The organism is Arthrobacter sp. StoSoilB13, assembly GCF_019977255.1.
Taxonomy (GTDB): Bacteria; Actinomycetota; Actinomycetes; order Actinomycetales; family Micrococcaceae; genus Arthrobacter.
Genome location: NZ_AP024647.1, coordinates 519187 through 539654, shown reverse-complemented (window position 1 = coordinate 539654; position 20468 = coordinate 519187). Strand labels below are relative to the sequence as shown.

Below are 20468 nucleotides of genomic sequence, written 5' to 3'. Positions count from 1 at the left end.
TCGGTGCCGAGGGTGACGCTGAGGGCATTGTCTAGAGGCCCGGAGCGTTCCGCGGTGTCCAGGTCGACGCGGACGTCCAGGGGAACACCGGCTTCCACTGCGATTTCGGTGGTTGAGGAGGGTGGGGCGAGGAAGGATTCGGCAATGTCCTTGCCCTCCACCTCAATGTTTCCCTTCGTGGACAAGAACGTCGTTGACGTAGAGCCGTGTCTTACCCACGGTCGCGGCGCCCAGTCGGACGGTGCCGGTTTCGTCCGGTGTGTAGATGGTGTGCAGCCGCACAGTGGAGGAATCCCGGACCGGGGCATCACCGCCGAACCAGACCAGGGCCGTGGAACGGCGGTCTTCGGTGAACAGCTCAGCCCCGGCGCCGTTGAGGAAGGTCACCCGCAGGCCGGGTTCGCCGGTGACGGGGTTGGTCAGCTGGTCCAGGGGTAGTTCGGCGACCCCTTCCTGCACGATCGCGCCGATGCTGTAAGTGACGTTATCGGCTCCGAAGGCTGCCCGGATGCCGTCCAGCGGTGAGGCGACCTTCTCCGGCAGGACCGTGGCCGAGCCGCCACCCTGGGTCCTGGCGTGCTTGGCGTTGTGCCCGATCACCGCCAGAGGGCCCGTCGCGGCAGGATCCAGCGGCAGCACGCCGTCGTTCTTCACCATCACCGTGCCGGCGGCCGAGGCTTCCCGGGTGAAGGCGACAAGGTCTTCCTTGTCCACGGGTTCTGCCTGAACGGGTTCGAACCCTTCCAGCGCGCCGACCCTCGCGGCGAGCTGTAGGATCCGCAGCACCTTCCGGTCAATGCTTGCTTCCGGGATCTCCCCTGCCTGGACTGCGGCCACGAGCGCCCCACCCCACGGCCCATCCGGTCCCGGCATGACCAGGTCCTGGGAAGCCTTCGCGGCATCAACGCTGCGGACCGCGGTCCAGTCACTGATCACCACCCCGTCGAAGCCCCACTCGCTGTTCAGCGGGGTCTCCAGCAGGTCGTTTTCGGTGGCGGTGGTGCCGTTGATGGAGTTGTACGCGCTCATCACCAGCCACGCACGGGATTCAACGACGGCTTTCTCGAACGCCAGCAGGTACAGCTCGCGCAGCGGCCGCTCGTCCACCTGCACGTCAACGGTGAACCGGTCGGTTTCGGAATCGTTGGCGACGTAGTGCTTCGGTGTGGCGCCCACGCCGTTGCGCTGCACCCCGTTCACATACGCCGCGGCAAGCTCAGCCGTCAGGACAGGGTCCTCACTGAAAGCCTCGAAGTGCCGGCCGCCCAGCGGGGAACGGTGCAGGTTGATCGTCGGGCCAAGAACGACGTCGACGCCCTTGCGCCGTGCCTCCACCGCCGAGGCGGCACCCAGACGGTCAGCCATGGCAGGGTCCCAGGTGGAGCTGATGGCCGTCGCGGACGGGAAATTCACCGACGGCTGCCGCTCATCCCACGCCTCACCCCGCACACCCGTCGGACCATCCGAAACCAGGATCCGGCGCAGGCCGATTTTCTCCATCGGCCATGTCGTCCAAAAATCCCGGCCCGTCAGGAGCTGGATCTTTTCCTCCAAGCTCAGTTCGTTGAGCAGTGCTTCCATGCGTTGGTCTACGGTGAGGGTTTCCATGATTCCTTCTTTCGCTGCACGTTGTTGTTTGCCGCCTCAAAGGGGCAGTTCTTTGCTTTCTTGGAGGTGGCCCTCGCAGGAATGCGGGGCACGTCCGGGCAGTGGGGCTTCCAGCCGTGCTTCTTGGCTTGGCGTGAAGCCGAGACGCCAGGCTTTGAAGCGCAATGAAGTGGCCCCACTGACGCGTACGGGGCCTGTGTAGAGGTTCCAGATACGTCCGTCTTCCCCGGGACTGCCAGTTACCCGGTCCATGAGTTTCCTCGGCTCTTGCGGTTGCCACGGGAGGGCTGTCCATCCAATTGACGCGCCTGGTGTCTCGCAGTCAGCTGTGGCCCCTTCGGCGGTCAGCGAGACGGTTGGAGTAGCGGTCACCGGCGCCTGGCCGTTAGGGCGCCATGTCTCCATCAACTGTCGTTCCGGCAGCATGCCCATGTCTTGGATGCGGTCCTGCCATGTTTGAAGGACGCGACGCAACGTCGCCAGAGCTTCGGCACTTTCAGGGTCTTGCACGAGGTTGCACGTTTCGTGGGGGTCCTGCTCAAGGTCGTAGAGTTCCTCTTCGGGCTTTGAAGCTGCGACGAGGCGCCGTTGAAGCTCGCTCAGAAGGCTGGGCAGTTCACCGCATGCCAGTTGCCTGGCTTCCTCCCCCCTTAACCGCCTGAGCTCTGCCCAAGTGGCTGTGTGGTCGGGGTAGTCGATGTGCGGCATGGGCGAACGGTCCGGATGGAAGTTCCTGACATAGCGGTACCGCTCGTCGCGGACGGTCCGGGTCGTGTCCTCCGACTCGTCCATGCGGTCCCGGCCGCCATAGATGTAGGCGTTGGGGTGGCTGATGAAAGTGCCGTCCCGTTCCAGGAGCGGTCTTCCGTGCATGTGGGCAGGAATGCCCAGCCCGCTGACGGCAAGCATTGTAGGAGCAAGATCCATGGTGTGGACAAGGTCAGTCCTGACTGTCCCGGGGTCAATGACACCTGGCCAGCGCAGGAGAAGGGGTACACGCAGGCCCGCTTCCGTCGCCCAACGCTTGGCGCGGGGCATTCCCCTGCCGTGGTCGCTCCAGAAAACCACGATGGTGTTGTCGGCAAGCCCGTCTTCCTCCAGTTGGCTGAGGATATCGCCGACCCAGTGGTCCATTTCGGTAATGAGGTCCGCGTACCGTGCCCACGCTTTGCGGAAGATTTCGGTATCCGGGTAGTAGGGCGGCAGCGGCGCGGCTGCCATGTCGTGCCGATCCTGCGGCGCTACATGCGTGGTGGCGCGTTGGAAGGACTCCTCATCGAGATATATCTGTGACTCATGGGTGGTCATTCCATGAAAGGCTGCGAAAAACGGCGCGTCCTTGTCCGGTCTGTTGCGCCAATGAGCCGTTGGGCTGCAGTCGTCGAAAACGACCGGCGGTACGTCCACCTGGAAGTCGGTGAAGTAGTTGTTGGTGCAGTAGTAGCCCGCTTCGCGAAAATATTGCGGCAACAGCCTCACTTCGGCCGGGGGGACGGCCTTCGTTCGCATGTGCATCGTGCCAATTGCATTGGGAAAACAGCCGGTCATGATTGCCGATCGGGCAGGCGAGCAAACCGGTGCAGAGGCGAACGCCCGGTCGAAACGGGCGCCCTCTGCGGCCAAGCGGTCCAGATTAGGCGTCAGCGCATATTCGGCACCTGGCCAGATGCCCCGGTAGCTGCCGAGATCAGGGTTGATGTCATGCGTGGAAATCCAAACTATGTTGGGCTTGTTCATGCGGTGGGCGCCCCAGTGAATTCAGTTGCCTGCCCGATTCCTGAACGAAATTGGCTGGTCATCGGATCGCCGGTGCCGGTCATCCAGCGGGACAGGCTGTTCCCTTTTCGGGTGCGGACCGGTGCCATGTCAGGGTTTCCCGCGAGGTTAGTTGTGCTGCCGTCCATGTCGTCGGCCGTGATCAGGAAGCTGCTTGTCACGCTGTTGCCTTTGTTTGCTTCTGGGCTCATGGTGGTGGTTGTCTGCACCGCTTCCTCTATGCGTTCTGGGCGGCGAGCAGCTGTCGGCGTTCTTCGCGGCGACGTGCCTGGGCCTTGGGGTTTGCCACCGGAGCGGCGAAGAACAAGCGCTGGGTATAGGGGTGCCGGGGTCGGCTCGTGACCTGGTCTCCGTCACCGAATTCGACGATTTCCCCCCGGTACATCACTGCAACGCGGTGACTGATGTGCCGCACGACCTCAAGATCATGGGAGACAAAGAGGTAGGCGACCTGGGTTTGCTCCTGAATGTCTTTGAATAGTTCCAGGACCCGGGCCTGGGTTGAAAGGTCAAGGGCTGATACCGGCTCGTCGCAGACGATCAGGGCTGGTTTGAGTGCAAGGGCGCGTGCAATGGCGATGCGTTGCCGCTGACCGCCGGAGAACTCCCGGGGAAGACGGCTTCCCGCGTCGGCCGGGAGGCGGACCATATCGAAGAGGTCCTTGATTCGCTTGGAAGATTCGGCCTTGGGGACCTTACGTACGTCGAGGGGTTCGGACAGGATCTGCTCGACTGTCAGCGACGGGTTCAGGGAGGTGTAGGGGTCCTGGAAGACCACCTGGATGTCGCTGGCCAGCCGTCGGCGGTGGGCACGGTCGGCATGCGCGATGTCTTCTCCGCGGAACAGCACTTTCCCTTCGGTGACCGGCGCCAGGCCGAGGACAGCTCTGCCCAGCGTGGTTTTGCCTGACCCGGATTCACCTACCAGGCCTACGCACTCGCCTTTTTGAACATCAACGGAGACACTGTGCAGGGCCCGGAAGGGTTTGCCACGGAAACCATGGCCGGGGTACTCAACTGTGACATTCTGGATATCAAGCAACAACTCGCTCATCGAACTGCTCCCTTCGGGGACGGGCTGGCGCTGCCGCCAGCACCAACGAGCGGGCCACGCGGTTCAGCCTCGCTAAGGATGGCGCCGAGCAGCTCCTGGGTGTAGGGGTGGCGCGGGGAGTCAAAAATCGGCTCAGTCGGGCCGGTTTCCACGATCCGGCCGAGACGCATGACGGAAACCCGGTCGCAAAGGTCCGCGACGACACCAAAGTTATGCGTAACGAGGACCACTGCCATCTGGAACTCGGACTGGAGGTCCCGGAGGAGGTCCAGGACCTCGGCCTGGACGGTGACGTCGAGGGCGGTAGTGGGTTCGTCGGCGATCAGAAGGTCCGGGTTACAGGAGATGGCGCCGGCGATGAGGACGCGTTGGGCCATACCGCCGGAGACCTGATGAGGGTAGGAGTTATACGTTCGCTCGGGGTTGGGGATGCCTACTCGTGCCAGGAGGCTCAGCGCACGTTCTTTGGCCTCTTTGGCCGATATGCCAAGCTGAATGCGCATGGGCTCAACGAGTTGGCTTCCGATGGTGAAGGACGGGTCCAGGTTGGACATGGGTTCCTGTGGAATGTAGGCGATCTTCCGCCCGTGCATTTTTTCGATGTCCCGTGACGACAGCTTCGCCAGGTCTTTGCCCTGGAAGTGGATGGAGCCGCCGACGATCTTGCCGCCTTCGGGGAGTAGTCGGAGGATGGACCAGGCAGTCTGGGTCTTGCCCGAACCTGATTCGCCGACGAGCCCATGGACCTCACCCCTGCGGACAGTGAGGGAGACGTCGTGGACGACCCTCTTGGTGCCACCGTCTGGGCCCTGGGTAGCCAACAGAGAGGTTGGCGACTTCGAGGACGACGTCTCCTTCGGAAGCTTCAGGCTCCGGGTGCCGGATGATGTCGTCCACGGTCTTCGGGTCGGTCGTGGTAACTGCGGCCTTCTTCTTGCGCAACTGCTTACGGGGTGCGTTGGCGCGTTCAAGCTCGTCCCTGAGGCTGTTGGCGAGCAGAGTCAGGGCGATCAGGGTCAGACCGATGGCCAGGGCCGGCCAAAGGATCAGCATCGGAGCGGTGTAGAGGTTGGTGAAGCCATCGCTGAGCATGGAACCCCATGTAGGGACGTTGATGTCCCCCAGGCCGAGGAATTCGAGCCCTGACTGGACGGCCAGGGCGATGCCGCCCACTATGGCGGACTGGATCACAATGGGGGCCCGGACGACGGACAGGATATGGATGGTGATGATGCGGGCATCACTGAGTCCCGATACACGGGCGGCGTCGACATAGAGTTCGTTGCGTACCGCGGTGACGGAAGCGTAGACCAGCCGGAAGAACGCCGGGGACAACATGATGCCGAAAATGAGCATGGACACCCACAGGGACGGCCCAACGACCGCGCGGGCGGCCAGGAGTACGATGATCGCGGGCAGCGCCATCAGCAGGGAGATAACCCATGTCCAGACGGTGTCGATCCACTTGCCAAAGTAGCCAGCCAGAAGGCCGCCGGTCACGCCGATCACCATCGCGGTCAGCAAGGCGACCAAGGCTCCGGCAAGGCTGAACTGCGCGCCGAATATCAACCGGGACAGGACATCGCGGCCTGAACCGTCGGCCCCCAGCGGGTTGTCCCCGCCTGGAGGGGCGAGCACATTCTGGATAACGGCGTTGTTGGGGTCATGCGGGGCAAGGAACTGGGCGAACATTGCCGTGAGCACAGCAATGGTGAGGAACACCATCGAAGCGAGGGCGAGGGGATTGCGGAGCACTCGGCGGAACAGGGAGACCCTTGTGCCGTCGCGGGGTGCGACGACGATCTCGGGATCGGTGGTGTGTGCCGGAGTTGTCATGACAGACGCACTTTCGGGTTGAGCCAGCCCTGGGCCAGGTCGACCAGGAGGTTGAAAACGATAACGATGACACCGGTGGCGACAAGCAAACCCATGACGAGGGGAATGTCGCCCTGGGTTGTGGCCTGCACGGCTACTTGTCCCAGTCCGGGGATCGCGAATACTTGCTCCACGATGACTGCTCCACCGAGGAGTCCAACGAAGATGACGGCGAGGACTGCAAGGGCAGGGCCTGCAGCATTACGCAGAACGTGCTTGAGGATGACGGTGCGCTCGGGGATTCCGCGGCTGCGCAAGGTGCGGACGTAGTCGTTGCGGAGGGCATCGATGACGGCTCCCCGGATCTGCTGGGTGACGTTGGCGATACCACCCAGCGCCAGGGCGATTACGGGCAGGGTCACGGTCTTGAGCCATCCCGTCGGTGATTCTGTGAAGGGGACGTACCCAGTGGGGTCGAACCAGCCCAGGGCAAGTGCAAAGAACAGAACCAGGCCGACGGCGAAAAGGAACCCGGGGATTGCGTGGCCGAGGACGGCGAGCAACTGGGCAAGTTTGTCGACCCAGCCCCGTTTCGTTGCCGCGAGTACGCCAAGAACCACCGAGACGATGGCGACCACAACGACGGTGCCGATGACAAGGGACAAGGTGACGGACAGACGGGAGATGATCGCGGCGGAAACGGTCTGGCCGCTGAACCATGAATAGCCGAAGTCTCCGGTAAGTGCGTGGACTACCCAGTCGCCGTATTGCATCAGGACGGGACGGTCCAGGCCGAGTTCCCGGGCCTTTTGGGCGACCGTTTGGGCGTCCGCGGACTCGCCGAGAATCTTCCTGGCGATGTCCCCGCCACCCAGGTACAGGAGCGTGAATCCGACTGTGGTGATAGCAGCGAGCATGACGATGCCCGTGAGCAGCCTTTTCACGATGAATGAAATCATGATGATGATCTTTCAGTGGGTAGGGCTGCCGGGGGCCGTGGGAGCGGTCCCCGGCAGTGGTCCTATGCCTTGGGGGTGATGTTCCAGAGGTTGGGCCAGGCGTTGCCCTGGTTCAGTTCAACGTTCGTCTTGGCATTGGTGACGAAGAAGTTCGTTGGCGTGTACCAGGGGGCAAACCAGGCTTGGTCAACTACGTACTTGTTGAGTTCCTTCAGGGCCGCGTCACGGTCCCCGCCCTCGGCGGTACGGATCTTGGAGATCAGTGCATCAACGGTGGGATCCTGGTACTTGAAGGTGTTCCAGGTTGCTGTAGGGGCCAGAAGGAAGCTGATGAGCTGCCATTCATTCGCATCGCGCTGGAGGGTGAAGTAGGACACCCCGTATTTCTTGGCCTGAAGGTCAGCAATGATGTTCTGTCCGACGTCGGTGTAGGAGACCTTGATACCTACATCACCGAGCTGCTGCTGCAGCAGCGGCCACATCTGCTTCGGGAATCCCGGGGAAGTGGGGATCGTCAGGTCAAAGCCCTTGGGGTAGCCCGCCTTGGCGAGCAGTTCCTTGGCCTTGGCGGGATCGAACTTGTACGTGTCGTTCAGCTGGCCGTCGAAGGCCGGGGAGTCTTCACGGAAGACCTGCCCGGTCACCTTTCCGAAGCCGAGGCCGACAACTTTGAGGAAGGCGTCACGGTCGACGGCATAGTTGATGGCCTGCCGTACTTCGACTTTGCCCAGCGCTGGGTTGCTTTGTCCTGCGCGGTCAAACAGCATCAGGCCGGCGAAATTCAAGTCGCTGCCGTTATCGGTGAAACCGGCGGCCTTGACCTGTGGGATGATGCTGACGTCGTTAATGGCGGACGCGTCCAACTGCTTGCCCCGCAACGCGTTCAGCAGTGAGGTGGCGTCGTTGTAGACGTTGATCGTCAGGGTGTCGTACTTGACCGCATCCGGATTCCAGTACTTGGGGTTCTTGTCGAATTTATACGACGTCCCGACGACACTCGAGCCGGAGTTAAGGATGTACGGTCCGGAGCCGACCGGATTGGTCTGCACATCGGGCTTGTCGAAAGCGGCAGGACTTTCCTGCATGCCGGCCGCCTGGGCCAGGTAGATCAGGAACGCCGGGTTTGCCTGCTTGAGCTTGATTTCCAGGGTGTTTTTGTCTTTGGCGGTGGCATCTGCCAAGTCCACGACCTTGCTCTTCTGGGGGGAAGTTCCATCGCGGAAGCGAAGAAGGTTTTGTGCTGCTACGTCCGCGGTGAAAGCAGTGCCGTCGGTGAAGGTGACGCCATCACGCAGTTTCATTGTGAGGACGGTCTTGTCTTCGTTGTACTTCCACTCCGTGGCCAGGTTCGCTTCGACGTCCTTGCCGTTCGGTGAAGGCTTGAGGAGGCTGTCGTACACCGCCTGGAAATACACTGACTGGTTGCCCCAGTTGATGTTCCGCGCCTCAAACGTTGCCGGAGGGGTGATGTTGCCAAGAACAAGGCTGGGCGAAGATTTCGCCGCACCACCGGTCCCACCGCCGCCGCATCCAGCCAGCGCGAGACCGGCGGCGATCGCGGCTGCAACGGCGGCCTTCTTAAAACGCATCATTACGTCCTTTCAGCTGTGGAGGTACCCAGCCGTTTTCGCCGCAGTACCTGCCGCTCAGCATTGAGCAGTAATTCGAGAATGACACACTGTGAGCCACAGCACAAGACCTTTGATAGTCAACTTGTGAAATAGTGCTGTCCCTTGTTTACCGTGAAATACCTGTTCAAGCATTTCCACTAGTGCTATAAAGGATGACATCAGCGGGATGTCCCCACCCACACAGCGACCTCCCGGCTTTAGCGGCAACCAGCAGACAGGAATGGATCGATGAAGATCATCTACGTGGACGTGGACTCGCTCCGCCCCGACCACACCGGCGCCTACGGCTACGCCAGAAACATCACGCCCAACTTGGACGAGATGGCCAAAAGCAGCGTGATCTTCGACCGGTACTACTGCTCCGACTCGCCGTGCCTGCCCTCCAGGACAGCGTTAACCAGCGGTCAGCATGGGATCACAAACGGGGTCATCGGACACTTCGGCGACGACGCCCGGTTCCGCCTCGACGCCGGCCACGCCCCTCACCCTCACCGGCCACTTCTCGGCCAGGCGCTGAACATGGCCGGTTACACCTGCGCCGCAGTCTCATCGTTCGCCGAACGGCACCGGGCCTACTACTTCATGGGCAACTTCCGGGAAAATGTTCAAGTCACCCCCGATATGGGCGACGAACCGGCAGACATGATCACCGATGCTGCCCTGGAGTGGATCGGCAAGCACCGCGACCTAGATAACTGGTACCTCCATGTCACCTACTGGGATCCGCACACCGACTACCTGCAGGACGAATCGTGGACACGGAAAGCCGCAGAGTCCGGCCCCGCGCCCGCTTGGCCAGACCAGAAAGCCATTGATGGGCACGCCGAGGTTTATGGCGCACGCAGTGCCCTTGACCTCCACTATTCCGGGGGACCCCGTAAGTCACGTGTGCCCCACAACATGCCGGACGAGATCCGTACCCGGGCCGACTTCGAACACCTCATCAACGGCTACGACGGGGCAATCCACTTCTGGGATTCCGAGTTCGGACGGCTTCGCCGGTCCATCGAGGAGATGGGGCTGGCCGAGGACGTCGCCATTATCGTCTCCTCGGACCATGGCGAATCCTTCGGCGAACTCGGCCTCTACGCCGAACATGGTCTGGCGTCCGAACCCGTGCATCGCCTCCCCATGATCATTCACTGGCCGGGCGTCACTGACCAGCCCGCCGTAGCGGCGACCCACAATGACGCACTGCTCTACAACATTGATTACGCCCCGACCATCCTTGACCTGCTGGGGCTGCAACAGCCCGAAAAGTGGCAGGGCGCGTCCTACGCTCCAGCCGTACGCGGAGAAGCCATCCAATCGCGCCCCTATCTCGTCTGGGGACACGGTGCGCACACATACCAGCGGGCCGTCCGAACCCGCGACCACCTGTACATCCGCACGTACCACCCAGGCTGCTTTCGCGCCGAACTCGAGTCACTGTTCAACGTCACCGAAGATCCCTACCTCACCAACAACCTGATCGACGCAGACCCGGCCCTCGCAACGCAGATGCGGTCCAACCTTATGGAGTGGCTCGGTTTCTATGCGGGAACCCCAGGAGCGCTTCCGGACCCCATGCAGGGAGCCCTTCAGGTGGGCCCTACCCTCTACAATCAGCCCAAAGACTATATGCGGCATCTGCGTAACACCGGGCGGAGCCACCTCGCGAAGCATCTCGAGGAACGTTTGAACCCGGGCAACTCGGCGACACACGTCTCCTGGCACGCGCAGGTGCCGATCAGCGAGGAAGATCGAGAAGCAATGCGGAAGCGGTTTGCTGCAACGGTCATGGCGGAGGAGTAAGACAAGTGGTGACTGTACCTGTCGAAAAAGTACCGACACTTAAGCGGTCCCGTGCCGAAACCGGTGCGTCACTGGGCAGGCTCGAGGTGATCCTGCTGAGCCTGCTAAGCACCAGCGCGCGTACCGGATACGACGTGCGCAAATGGCTTGACCGCCACGGTCCGTACGTTGGCTACAGTGCCCAAACCTCCCAGATCTACCGCCAACTCGGCAAACTCGTGGATCGCGAGTGGGCTATCCCGGTGCCGGATCCCCGCGAATCCGGACCGGACGCCAAGCTATACGAGATCACCGACGAAGGCCGCCGGAAGCTGCAGGAATGGATTGACTCACCCTATGCGCCGCCCATCCGGCCCCTGGACCCCGATTTCCAGGTACGGCTTAGGTTCGCGGGAACCCAGAGCCCGGAAAAAGCTCTGGAGCTTGTCCGCACCGAGTTGCGTTTCCGCCGCGAGCACCGTCAAAATCACCTCTTTGCCAGCGCCCTCGCAGAAGAAGACTTCGCCCCCGAGGAGGACGACGACGAGCGGTACTGGCGCGAGGAACTTGTCAGACTGCAAAGTGAGAGGGGCCTCTACATGGTGAACAGTCTGATGGCGTGGCTTGAAGCAACAGAAGTCCGGCTGGAAGCCTTGATACGGCAACGGGACCTGAGGAGAGAAAAGTGATACCTCTGTCCTTGAGTGATTCCAACACGGCACTTGGCAAGAGCTGCTGTGCGCCGACTCGGAAGCCGGGTGGAACGCGGCAGCAAGCTCAGACAGATTCGCCATCGACAGGGTTCTTGAAACCAACCCACGAGGACATCTCAATTCCCGGAGGAACGTACACCATGGGGGATGCTTTCGGGGAAGGATATCCCCGTGACGGGGAATCACCTGCCCACCAAGTGCGCGTCGACTCATTCACTATTGACGCAACCACGGTCACCAACAAGATGTTTGCCGCCTTCGTGGAAGAGACCGGCTATCGTACCGAAGCGGAGGTCTTTGGCTCATCCGCTGTCTTCCACTTGATCTCGACCGCCAAGGCAGACGACGTCCTCGGCGTCGCTGCGGGAGCACCTTGGTGGCTGAACATCCGCGGCGCCGAGTGGGCCCATCCCACTGGCCCGGACTCGCAGTGGGAGGACATTCCGGATCATCCCGTCGTCCACGTATCGCACACCGATGCCCTTGCCTACTGCGACTGGGCTGGACGGCGACTGCCCACCGAGGCGGAGTGGGAGTACGCTGCCCGGGGCGGCCTGGAAGGCATGCGCTACGCGTGGGGCAACGAACTGACACCCAACGGCGAACACCGCTGCAACATCTGGCAAGGTACGTTCCCCCAAAGGAACACCTCCGACGACGGCTACCTGGGAACGGCGCCGATAAAGTCTTTCCCACCCAACGCATACGGCCTCTACGAAGTAGCGGGAAATGTCTGGGAATGGTGCTCGGACTGGTTCCTGCCCAAGTACTACCGCAACTCACCAACCGATAACCCCCAAGGCCCCTCAATCGGGGCGGGACGCGTCATGCGTGGTGGCTCCTACCTCTGTCACGATTCCTACTGCAACCGGTACCGCGTTGCGGCACGTACGTCGAACACTCCCGAATCCTCCAGCGGCAACTGCGGGTTCCGGACCGTGGCCCTTTAGGCGTCCTGGGCGCGTGCCTGCCGGACTCGAGAATGAGGCGGGCAGCGCTGACACAGCGTTTCAGGCCCAGATGTCCCTTGGCTGGATCGTCACCACCTGGAACAGGCCGGTTTCCTCGCTGGCGTCTGCCCCGGCCATGCCAACGTCGGCGACGGGCGTGTACGTCACCAGCAACCCGCTCGGCTGCAACGATCACGTCCAATCACCGAAGGGTTAAAGACCCGCCCGCTCAACGGCAGTCAGTCGAGTAGCGCTACGCCGAACTCAGCGACGACGGCCCGCAATTCCCTGAGGTAGTGCTGCGCTTGGTCGGTAAGCGGAATCGCGGCGTGGCCGACCCAGCCGATCTCGATGCGTTCGTCAACGTCGAGCGGGATGGCGACGATCTCCGGGTCGAGCTGCCCGCTGATGATGCCCGTCGAGATCGTGTAGCCGTGGAGTCCGATCATGAGGTTGAAGATCGTGGCACGGTCAGAGACCCGGATCTCCTGCTTGCTGGACATGGTGGAGAGAATCTCCTCGGCGAAGTAAAAGGAGTTGTTCGCACCTTGATCGAAGGTTAGCCGCGGCAAGCCGGCGAGATCATCGAGAGTCGCACGCTCTTTTGAGGCGAGCGGGTTGTTCCGTGAAATGAAAATGTGCGGATCGGCGAGGAAAAGCGGAGTGAACCCGAGCCCGGATTCCCGGAGCAGCTTGTCGATGACCTTCCGGTTGAAATCGTTCCGGTAGAGGATGCCTATCTCGCTGCGGAGCGTCCGGACATCCTCGATGATGTCCCAGGTACGGGACTCACGCAGCGAGAACTCGTATTCGGCCACATCGGTGGCCTTGACCATCCGGACGAAGGCGTCCACCGCGAACGAGTAGTGCTGCGTCGACACCCCGAGCAGACGTCGCCGCGGTGGCCTGCCAAGGTAGCGCTGCTCGAGGAGAGCGAACTGCTCGACGACCTGCCTCGCGTAGCCGAGGAACTCTGCCCCGTCGGCGGTCAGGGTGACCCCGCGGGCGGAGCGAACCAGGAGCTCACGGCCCACCCGGGCCTCAAGATCCTTCATTGCTGCGGACATTGTCGGCTGCGCTACATAGAGAAGATCGGCAGCCGCGGAGATCGACCCCTCAGCTGCAACTTCTATGAAATAGCGCAGCTGCTGCAGGGTCAATCCGCTCGAAATCTGGGGCATAGGAAAATTCTATATGAACGCATAGTAACCACGAGTTACTTGATACCCCACGGAAGGCTGCACCATGGATACATCACCTTCTGAAAGGCCGTCTCCGGCCCATCAACGGATTGGCAGCACATGGCAGACGACTTCACCTTCAGCATCACCACCACCCCCTTCGATGAGGACTACTCCCCGTCGGAAGGCTCACGGATCACGACGAATTTCGCCAACCTGGCACGGGGCGAGCACCGCCAGGAGAACCTCCGCAACGCCTTGACCATGATTCGGCGCCGCTTCAACGATCTCGCAAGCTGGGACAACCCGGACCGGGACCGTTACACGCTCGAGCTTGAGATCGTCTCTGTGCAGATAGAGTTCACTGCAGACGGTACGGATCAGCAGTTCCCGCTGTTCGAAGTTCTCGACATCCAGATCATCGACCAGCTGAACGGGGTCCGCCACCAAGGGATCGTTGGGAACAACTTCTCCTCCTACGTCCGTGACTTCGACTTCAGCATCGTACTGCCAGCGGCAGCAGGGGACTCAGGCAAGCCCACCGTTCCCGAGGACTTCGGCGATCTTCACGGCAAACTGTTCCAGCAATTCCTCGATTCCCCGGCATGCCAGGAACGCTTCCCGCAGCCGCCAGTGGTCTGCATCAGCGTCTCCACGAGCAAGACGTACCGGCGAACGGAGAACCGTCACCCGGTCCTGGGCGTCGAGTACCAGCAGGACGAGTTCTCGCTGACGGACGCGTACTTCGCAAAGATGGGGATGCAGGTCCGCTACTTCATGCCACGCGGCAGCGTCGCGCCGCTCGCCTTCTATTTCCGCGGCGACCTGCTCAACGACTACTCCAACCTGCAGCTCATCGGCACAATCAGCACCATGGAGACGTTCCAGAAGATCTACCGCCCGGAGATCTACAACGCGAACTCCGCCGCCGCCCACGTCTACCAGCCGAGCCTGGGAGAGCAGGATTACTCGCGGACCCAGATCGCTTACGACCGCGTAGAACGCAGTCAGCTCGCGATCACGCAGGCGAAGTACACGGAGGAACACTTCATCACGCCCCACAAGGACCTGTTGGACCAGTGGACCGCCAAATACCCCGCTCTCGTCAACTGACCCACGGAGAATCGTCAATCATGAACACACTTTTGCCCACCACCGTTGTCGGAAGCCTGCCCAAACCATCGTGGCTCGCTCAGCCTGAGACTCTTTGGTCCCCGTGGAAACTGGAGGGAGATGCGCTGCTCGAGGGCAAGCAGGATGCTCTGCGCATTGCCATCCACGAACAGAGCCGACGCGGCATCGACATCGTCAGCGACGGCGAGCAAACCCGCCAGCACTTCGTCACCACCTTCATCGAACACCTCAGCGGGGTCGACTTTGAACAGCGGAAGACCGTGCGCATCCGCGATCGCTACGACGCGAGCGTGCCGACCGTCGTCGGAGCCGTGCGCCGCGAGCAGCCGGTATTCGTCGAAGACGCAAAGTTCCTCCGCGCAACCACCGACCGGCCGATCAAATGGACTCTTCCCGGCCCAATGACCATGGTGGACACGCTCTACGATGACCACTACAAGAGCCGCGAGAAGCTTGCCTGGGAGTTCGCCACGATCCTGAACCAGGAGGCGAAAGAACTAGAGGCGGCCGGCGTGGACATCATCCAGTTCGACGAGCCCGCGTTCAATGTCTTCCTCGATGAGGTCAAGGACTGGGGAGTGGCTGCGCTTGAGAGAGCGGCAGAAGGACTGCGCGCGGAGACCGCCGTGCATATCTGCTACGGCTACGGCATCAAGGCGAATACTGACTGGAAGGCGACGCTCGGCTCACAATGGCGGCAGTACGAGGAAACGTTCCCGCTGCTGCAGAGCTCCAGCATCGACATCATCTCGCTGGAATCCCAGAACTCCCACGTGCCCATGGACCTCATCGAGCTCCTCCGCGGCAAGAAAGTCATGCTCGGGGCAATCGACGTCGCAAGCGAGACCATCGAGACCCCGGAGGACGTCGCCAACACCCTCCGCAAGGCCCTGCAGTTCGTCGATGCGGACAAGCTCATCGCCAGCTCCAACTGCGGTATGGCACCGTTCCCCCGGGACGTCGCACTGGCCAAGCTGAGTGCTCTAAGCGCAGGGACGAACATCATTCGCGAGGAACTCGCCCGCTCGGCCCCCAGGGTGTCGTAACGATGTTTCACGCCTACCCCCCAGACACTTGCCTCGGGGCTCCGAAGCAAACCTTCCCGTCCTCCCTCTCCGCCGACGAATTCAAAGCACTGTTCCGTGGCCACCCAGGAGGTGTCGCCGTCATCACGGCCGATGCCGGCGAAGGACCGGTGGCACTGACGGTATCGTCGGTCGTGTCAGTGAGTGCGGAACCTCCGTTGCTGATCTTCTCGGTCTCGGCACTGTCCTCTGCGTCCGAGGTGCTTTCACGCGCCGAAACCGTCGTCGTGCACCTGCTGGACGCGCACGACGTCGACTTGGCCAAGTTTGGAGCGACCCCGGGGGCCAACCGCTTTGACCAGACGCACCGCTGGTCGGCCCTTGCAACCGGCGAAGCCGTCTATGACGATGTCCGCGCCTGGGTGCGCTGCGCCGTCATCAATCGCATGGAGGTGGGGACCTCCACAATCATCGCCGTTCACGCCCTGGAGGCGCGCGTAATGCGTGACGTCTCAGCGGGCGAACCCGGCGACGCTCTGGTCTACCACAACCGTTCATGGCACCGTCTGGGCGAGCATTCCAAGCTTGAAGGCTGAGCGCCGCGCCAGCAATGCGAGGCGGCAAGCCGAACGGCTCACGACGGCGGGAGGATAACTCCCGCCGTCGTCCTCGTTAACATCGCTCATGGGAAGTGACGGAAACATGCGGAATCCGGGCCAGTCCGATGGCTGTACGAGATAGTCCGAGTCCTTGACGCGTTCCTGCCCACCCGTAGGGGGGCCGGGACGCCGGCACAGCCGCCCCTGCAGATTGCATGTTGCGTGGCACCGCGCAGCCCGCCGGATCGATGAAGTATCCAACACAGTGACTACACCGCCGCGCGGGCTGCGAACCGCGATCTCATGACCAACCTCAACCGGGCCACGCCACGTGACTAATCACCAGACCAGCACGAGTGGCCCCATGATTGAACGATGTCCAAACAAGCGTCGACTCGCATAGCGAAGTCGGTTCCAAGCCGAAATTGTGCCGAACCCGGGAAAACCTTCAAACTGAAGCGACTCCAGAAGTGCCTAGGTTCACGGCGTGCTGTGAATCCAATCCACGGGATAGCCGAGTTCCTCGAGCGTGAGGAGTATCGGCTCCAGGCCAAACGCATAGATCGTCCAGTCGAGGTAATGCTTGCCTCGGACGGCGATGCAATCGCCCATCATCAAACCCGGAGCCCTGAAGATCTTGGTGACCTCGGACCGCTCGACGCGCCATGGTCCCATAAACCGGCCGAACCCTAAACGGGCACGGAACTCCAGTCGTTCCGGCGTTGCCACGAGCTCGATAAAAGGGCTACGTAAGCCGAGAGTTCCTGATTGTTGAAGCCGATGACGACACGGAACGGTTCCACGGGTTCGCCAGCCTCCGGGACAGTATTCATGGCCTTGAGGCTGTAGAACCTTCTGCCGGCTTGGAAGGGACGGCAGCGGTAGGCACCCGATCAACGCCGGGGTAATCGCTTGGCCAACACATGTGGCCCACGTTCCAGCGTTGGCCAACAACATTGACTTGCGTAAACCCGGGGTCGGGAAAGGAGCATCTACGACGGACCCTGACAGAACCTTGGAACCGGAACAGCGTTGACGGGCAGCCCTTCAGGGCAATCCAACCATGGCCACCGCGCCAACGTACCGCGAACGTCGCTGGCAGAACAGCTTCCGGAGACGGCCAGGGGAGCACAACACCCCGGGCGGCGATGCGGCCCGGGGTGTTGTTTCATGAACGGCCGTCTCAGGACGCTTACTCAAATGTTGCGGTTCCGAGCGCAGGTCGCCGCGACCGACGTCTGATGTGTCATCCGCGGTTTGCGATGGCAGCAAGTTAGGGACGGATTGCTGGGTCGAAGAGAATGACGGTTTCTCCCGGCCCGACCCTTCGCATGTTTGGCAGTGCTGTCTTTTGCCCGGTACGGCAGTCAATTCCCGTGCCGGTTGCAGGACATTTGTACTCGAAGGTTTGGTCCTTGGTGGTGTTCATTGCGATGTGGTAGCCGGCGTAGGAGAGCCGGTAGAAGGGCGCCCGGCCCGATTCGATGGCTTCCACGCCCAGTGTGGTGGCTCCAAGCTTCGGATCCATTCCCTCCGGTGTGCGGGCGATCGGAAGCTCGTCGCCGGCGTAGGCCTGGTGAAGGGCAGGGCCGGGAGGGGCGAACCCGCCGGGACGGAGTCCGTTCCCGTCGCTGTCGTTGATGGTGTAGTCCCAGCAGACCCAGTCTTGGATAGTGAACGTGCCAACAGGTGTTGCGGACCCGAATTCCACCTCGCAACGGACCGTGGCGCTTCGCTCGGTGTCCGGTCGCAACAGGTGGACCCGGGACCAGCGGTTCACGGCTTGCCGTGCCCGCCAGTAGAGGGAGGCGTACAGAACTTCGTCGCCGCGCTTGATTGCGATCACTCCGGTGGTTGGGTCGGCGAAGGCGAAGTCGGGGCGCCCCCAGCCGGCGGGGAGTCGTTCGCTGCTGGGGGCCGCGGCTTGGAAAGCTGGGAGGTCATGCATGATGAACCGCGAAGCCGTGAGTCCGATTCTTGCCGAGGTATCGGTGTGCAGGAGGGCCAGGGCCGGCCCAAGTTGTCCGTCCTGGATCATTTGCTGGGCCCAGCCGACGAGTTTGGGGCTTGGGAACGCCGCAGTTGCCTGGAGCGGGGTTACGTCCTTGTCAGTAGGAGTTACATAGACCACTTCCCCGGGGTAGTGCTCGTTGCGCCAGCCTACGATGGATTCAAGGCGCATCACGCGGTGGCCTTCCTCATCGAAGCCCTCGTGCCTGAACCATCCCCGGTTGAGGAAGAGTTGCTCCACCCGGGCCCGCAGCTTTTCATCGTCGCGTTTGATGGCGCCGGTGGTCACGGCCTCGTACATCCCCACGAGCAAGTCCGCGGTGATCTCGCCGTAGCCCCCGACGTAGCCCAGCTCGCGACTGAGGCCCTGCTCGCTGTAGATGTAGTACTGCTTTCCCAGCTTCCATTTCTTGCTGCCGTCGGCGTTTTCTCCGCTGGACAGGGGAAGCAGTCCAACGGCCTCGTAGATCCATTCACGCGCGCGTTCCTCCGGCCATGCGTCGGCCGGGGAAAGCAGCTCCAGTCCCTTATTGCAGAGGTATACGCCCAGGCTGGTGAACTGGACCTGGTTGGTGTAGTGCCGCTGGTTTTGCCGCCAGTACTCGCGGCTGGCGAGGAGCATCTCGCGGTACGCATCGCGTCGCAGCGGAAGAGTGCCGGACGTGGGAGGCGTACCGTTGACCAGCTCAAGGGTGACGTCATCGAACCATGCTGTTCCGGTTCCCTCAAGGCGCAGGTCGATGCGGATGCGGGCCGCACCGGCGGGTGTGGGCAGTTCCGCGGTGATTTGCTCCCAGTCGTGGGTGCCGGCGGTTGCAAAGAACTTTCGGTCACTTTGCACCACTGCGCCGGCAGAATTGTAGAAAAGGATGTTCAGGTAGGCCCCCGGCGCTGTTGCAGCTGCGGTCTTACACCAGGCGGAGATGCGGTAGGTTCCGTTGCCGACAAGGGGTCGGCTGTTACCGGCGAGGGTGACGCCCACGACGCTGCCGGTTGAGCCGCTCGGGTTGGCCGTTACTTTCAGGGAACTCTTGCCGGAGCGTGCAACGGCGGGGTCCGCGACGGCGGAGCCGCTCCCCCTCCAGGTGGTGACGGTCCAGCCTGCCGTGCCTGCTTCGAATCCGGGGTTCGGAACCAAGGTGCTCCCTGGCGTGACCTGCTGGTCCAGCAGTGGCCGGAGGTTTTCCCACAAGGTATCCAGGGCCAGTGCTACCCGTCCGAATCCGAGCCATTGCTGGCCGGACGCGGTAAGTACGGCGTTGTTGGCTTTCCAAGCCATGTAGGTGGCGTCAATTGCTTCACAGATCTTGGTGAGTGCCAGTGGAGAGTTGTAGGCCGGGCTTTCTTTCCACTGGTATCCATGGGCGAGTGTCATCCATGCCCAGGGATCGAGCGAGGCTGGTGGTTTGGCGTAAAACAGGGCGTTTTGGTCTGTCAGCACCCGGTCGCGGACACGTTGGATGGCGGCCTCTGAATCATCCGGCCGTGCACCGCGCTGAGACGGCGTTCCGAACGGGTCGTCGGTGGCCGGGGCGAAGTAGGGATCGGTGTGTGAGTAGGCGGCGTAGATGGGTCGTGACGGGCTGGTCATGGGCTTGTAGAAGCTTGTTTCGTCCCCGTAGGCCCAGATTCGTCCGAGGGAACGGATCTGGACTTCCAGCTCTGTTTGGCCGCTGGTGAGCTTTTCGGGAAGTGGAATGGTGTGGAGGTAGAACATCCCGGCTGTCCTTGGTGCCAGGCTCATCTGGTCCAGGCCATCCACAGGGCCCTGGTCCAGCCACCCGACAGACTTGCCGTCGATGAAGAGCTGAAGGCGCCATTCCTGCTCCTGCGCGGCGAAGTCCTCGCCCCAGAATTTAAGCGACAGGTATGTGGTTGCCTTGGGGTCCACCTTGATGCGGAAACGAATGGTGCCACCCCAGGACCCTGCCGGTTCGGTGGGGCTGAGGATCCTGGCCGGTTGGGACAGGGCACCGGTCAGAGTGGATGAGAGGGTGCCGGCCACACCGTGGGCCGTTTCCGAGGCGGCGTCGCCGAATGCGAGGCGGTCCAGGGGCCCGGACCCTGCTGGGGCAGCTTGGGCTGCTGTGGCATCGGTCAAAGTCCAGATGGCAGCTGATGCCAGGGCCGCGGAGGCGGCCTGCACGAAGGTACGGCGGGATAGTTCAGTCATTTGGGCTCCTTTGGCCGGTGAGAGGCACGTCAGACTGCGCCGGGCAGTGAGGCACAGGCTCTGATGT

Annotated in this window: 18 protein-coding genes; 6 read left to right on the top strand and 12 right to left on the bottom strand. The window is 62.1% G+C overall.

Features of this window, described 5'->3' with window-relative positions; genetic code table 11:
* Positions 1–162: 162 nt before the first annotated feature.
* The 8 genes from LDP01_RS23595 to LDP01_RS02475 all read right to left on the bottom strand — a co-directional run bounded on the left by LDP01_RS23595 (position 163) and on the right by LDP01_RS02475 (position 8804).
* On the bottom strand, positions 163–1608 hold the full coding sequence (locus LDP01_RS23595; RefSeq protein ID WP_346658893.1) for a glycoside hydrolase family 3 N-terminal domain-containing protein: 1446 nt from the start codon (positions 1606–1608) through the stop codon (positions 163–165).
* 36 nt (positions 1609–1644) lie between these two features.
* The gene (locus tag LDP01_RS02505) at positions 1645–3345 is read right to left on the bottom strand and encodes a sulfatase family protein (protein ID WP_224089999.1); all 1701 of its coding nucleotides are present in this window, start codon (positions 3343–3345) and stop codon (positions 1645–1647) included.
* On the bottom strand, positions 3342–3575 hold the full coding sequence (locus LDP01_RS02500; protein ID WP_224089997.1) for a hypothetical protein: 234 nt from the start codon (positions 3573–3575) through the stop codon (positions 3342–3344). Before LDP01_RS02500 ends, LDP01_RS02505 begins: the two co-directional genes overlap by 4 nt.
* A gap of 26 nt (positions 3576–3601) precedes the next feature.
* On the bottom strand, positions 3602–4438 hold the full coding sequence (locus LDP01_RS02495) for an ATP-binding cassette domain-containing protein (RefSeq protein ID WP_224089995.1): 837 nt from the start codon (positions 4436–4438) through the stop codon (positions 3602–3604).
* Complete coding sequence (locus LDP01_RS02490) at positions 4435–5259, bottom strand: ABC transporter ATP-binding protein (RefSeq protein ID WP_224089993.1); 825 nt, start codon at positions 5257–5259, stop codon at positions 4435–4437. The genes LDP01_RS02495 and LDP01_RS02490 overlap by 4 nt, the downstream gene beginning before the upstream one ends.
* Entirely contained in the window at positions 5186–6274 is a 1089-nt protein-coding gene (locus LDP01_RS02485; protein ID WP_224089992.1) for an ABC transporter permease, read from the bottom strand. Before LDP01_RS02485 ends, LDP01_RS02490 begins: the two co-directional genes overlap by 74 nt.
* Positions 6271–7212 carry an ABC transporter permease gene (locus LDP01_RS02480; RefSeq protein ID WP_224089991.1) on the bottom strand — a complete coding sequence of 314 codons (942 nt, stop codon included), beginning with the start codon at positions 7210–7212 and terminating at the stop codon, positions 6271–6273. Before LDP01_RS02480 ends, LDP01_RS02485 begins: the two co-directional genes overlap by 4 nt.
* A 62-nt stretch (positions 7213–7274) precedes the next feature.
* Complete coding sequence (locus LDP01_RS02475; RefSeq protein WP_224089990.1) at positions 7275–8804, bottom strand: ABC transporter substrate-binding protein; 1530 nt, start codon at positions 8802–8804, stop codon at positions 7275–7277.
* Positions 8805–9071: 267 nt separating this feature from the next.
* Here LDP01_RS02475 and LDP01_RS02470 point away from each other — a divergent pair, with 267 nt between their 5' ends.
* Genes LDP01_RS02470 through LDP01_RS02460 form a run of 3 tightly spaced genes read left to right on the top strand, consistent with a single transcriptional unit; the run spans position 9072 to position 12279 of the window.
* On the top strand, positions 9072–10637 hold the full coding sequence (locus tag LDP01_RS02470; RefSeq protein ID WP_224089989.1) for a sulfatase family protein: 1566 nt from the start codon (positions 9072–9074) through the stop codon (positions 10635–10637).
* A 5-nt stretch (positions 10638–10642) separates the two neighbouring features.
* A complete protein-coding gene (locus LDP01_RS02465) occupies positions 10643–11305 on the top strand; it encodes a PadR family transcriptional regulator (protein ID WP_224089988.1) in 663 nt (220 codons plus the stop codon).
* Between the two features lie 11 nt (positions 11306–11316).
* Positions 11317–12279, top strand: a complete 963-nt coding sequence (locus LDP01_RS02460; protein WP_527249049.1) for a formylglycine-generating enzyme family protein — start codon at positions 11317–11319, stop codon at positions 12277–12279.
* Between the two features lie 239 nt (positions 12280–12518).
* On the opposite strand, the gene LDP01_RS02455 is transcribed toward LDP01_RS02460, so the two are convergent.
* Positions 12519–13460, bottom strand: coding sequence for a LysR family transcriptional regulator (locus LDP01_RS02455; protein ID WP_224089986.1), 942 nt, complete (start codon positions 13458–13460; stop codon positions 12519–12521).
* Between the two features lie 120 nt (positions 13461–13580).
* Here LDP01_RS02455 and LDP01_RS02450 point away from each other — a divergent pair, with 120 nt between their 5' ends.
* The 3 genes from LDP01_RS02450 to LDP01_RS02440 are packed head-to-tail and all read left to right on the top strand — an operon-like array spanning position 13581 to position 16215.
* Positions 13581–14573 carry a DUF1852 domain-containing protein gene (locus LDP01_RS02450; RefSeq protein ID WP_224089985.1) on the top strand — a complete coding sequence of 331 codons (993 nt, stop codon included), beginning with the start codon at positions 13581–13583 and terminating at the stop codon, positions 14571–14573.
* Positions 14574–14593: 20 nt separating this feature from the next.
* Positions 14594–15640 carry a methionine synthase gene (locus LDP01_RS02445; protein WP_224089983.1) on the top strand — a complete coding sequence of 349 codons (1047 nt, stop codon included), beginning with the start codon at positions 14594–14596 and terminating at the stop codon, positions 15638–15640.
* Between the two features lie 2 nt (positions 15641–15642).
* Positions 15643–16215, top strand: a complete 573-nt coding sequence (locus LDP01_RS02440; protein WP_224089982.1) for a flavin reductase family protein — start codon at positions 15643–15645, stop codon at positions 16213–16215.
* A gap of 483 nt (positions 16216–16698) precedes the next feature.
* Here LDP01_RS02440 and LDP01_RS02435 read toward each other — a convergent pair whose 3' ends face one another.
* The 3 genes from LDP01_RS02435 to LDP01_RS02425 all read right to left on the bottom strand — a co-directional run bounded on the left by LDP01_RS02435 (position 16699) and on the right by LDP01_RS02425 (position 20401).
* Entirely contained in the window at positions 16699–16893 is a 195-nt protein-coding gene (locus LDP01_RS02435; RefSeq protein WP_224089981.1) for a hypothetical protein, read from the bottom strand.
* A gap of 14 nt (positions 16894–16907) precedes the next feature.
* Positions 16908–17051: a hypothetical protein gene (locus tag LDP01_RS02430; RefSeq protein ID WP_224089980.1), complete on the bottom strand. Its 144-nt coding sequence runs from the start codon at positions 17049–17051 to the stop codon at positions 16908–16910.
* Between the two features lie 440 nt (positions 17052–17491).
* Positions 17492–20401 carry a carbohydrate binding domain-containing protein gene (locus LDP01_RS02425; RefSeq protein ID WP_224089979.1) on the bottom strand — a complete coding sequence of 970 codons (2910 nt, stop codon included), beginning with the start codon at positions 20399–20401 and terminating at the stop codon, positions 17492–17494.
* Positions 20402–20468: the final 67 nt, after the last annotated feature.

What these genes read in the sequence shown, in the direction of transcription:
- LDP01_RS02495 (WP_224089995.1), bottom strand. Translation starts at nt 4,438, where the DNA reads ATGAGCGAGTTGTTGCTTGATATCCAGAATGTCACAGTTGAGTACCCC.
- LDP01_RS02500 (WP_224089997.1), bottom strand. Translation starts at nt 3,575, where the DNA reads ATGAGCCCAGAAGCAAACAAAGGCAACAGCGTGACAAGCAGCTTCCTG.
- LDP01_RS02435 (WP_224089981.1), bottom strand. Translation starts at nt 16,893, where the DNA reads ATGGGACCATGGCGCGTCGAGCGGTCCGAGGTCACCAAGATCTTCAGG.
- LDP01_RS23595 (WP_346658893.1), bottom strand. Translation starts at nt 1,608, where the DNA reads ATGGAAACCCTCACCGTAGACCAACGCATGGAAGCACTGCTCAACGAA.
- LDP01_RS02430 (WP_224089980.1), bottom strand. Translation starts at nt 17,051, where the DNA reads ATGAATACTGTCCCGGAGGCTGGCGAACCCGTGGAACCGTTCCGTGTC.
- LDP01_RS02475 (WP_224089990.1), bottom strand. Translation starts at nt 8,804, where the DNA reads ATGATGCGTTTTAAGAAGGCCGCCGTTGCAGCCGCGATCGCCGCCGGT.
- LDP01_RS02480 (WP_224089991.1), bottom strand. Translation starts at nt 7,212, where the DNA reads ATGATTTCATTCATCGTGAAAAGGCTGCTCACGGGCATCGTCATGCTC.
- LDP01_RS02455 (WP_224089986.1), bottom strand. Translation starts at nt 13,460, where the DNA reads ATGCCCCAGATTTCGAGCGGATTGACCCTGCAGCAGCTGCGCTATTTC.
- LDP01_RS02505 (WP_224089999.1), bottom strand. Translation starts at nt 3,345, where the DNA reads ATGAACAAGCCCAACATAGTTTGGATTTCCACGCATGACATCAACCCT.
- LDP01_RS02485 (WP_224089992.1), bottom strand. Translation starts at nt 6,274, where the DNA reads ATGACAACTCCGGCACACACCACCGATCCCGAGATCGTCGTCGCACCC.
- LDP01_RS02450 (WP_224089985.1), top strand. Translation starts at nt 13,581, where the DNA reads ATGGCAGACGACTTCACCTTCAGCATCACCACCACCCCCTTCGATGAG.
- LDP01_RS02470 (WP_224089989.1), top strand. Translation starts at nt 9,072, where the DNA reads ATGAAGATCATCTACGTGGACGTGGACTCGCTCCGCCCCGACCACACC.
- LDP01_RS02445 (WP_224089983.1), top strand. Translation starts at nt 14,594, where the DNA reads ATGAACACACTTTTGCCCACCACCGTTGTCGGAAGCCTGCCCAAACCA.
- LDP01_RS02425 (WP_224089979.1), bottom strand. Translation starts at nt 20,401, where the DNA reads ATGACTGAACTATCCCGCCGTACCTTCGTGCAGGCCGCCTCCGCGGCC.
- LDP01_RS02440 (WP_224089982.1), top strand. Translation starts at nt 15,643, where the DNA reads ATGTTTCACGCCTACCCCCCAGACACTTGCCTCGGGGCTCCGAAGCAA.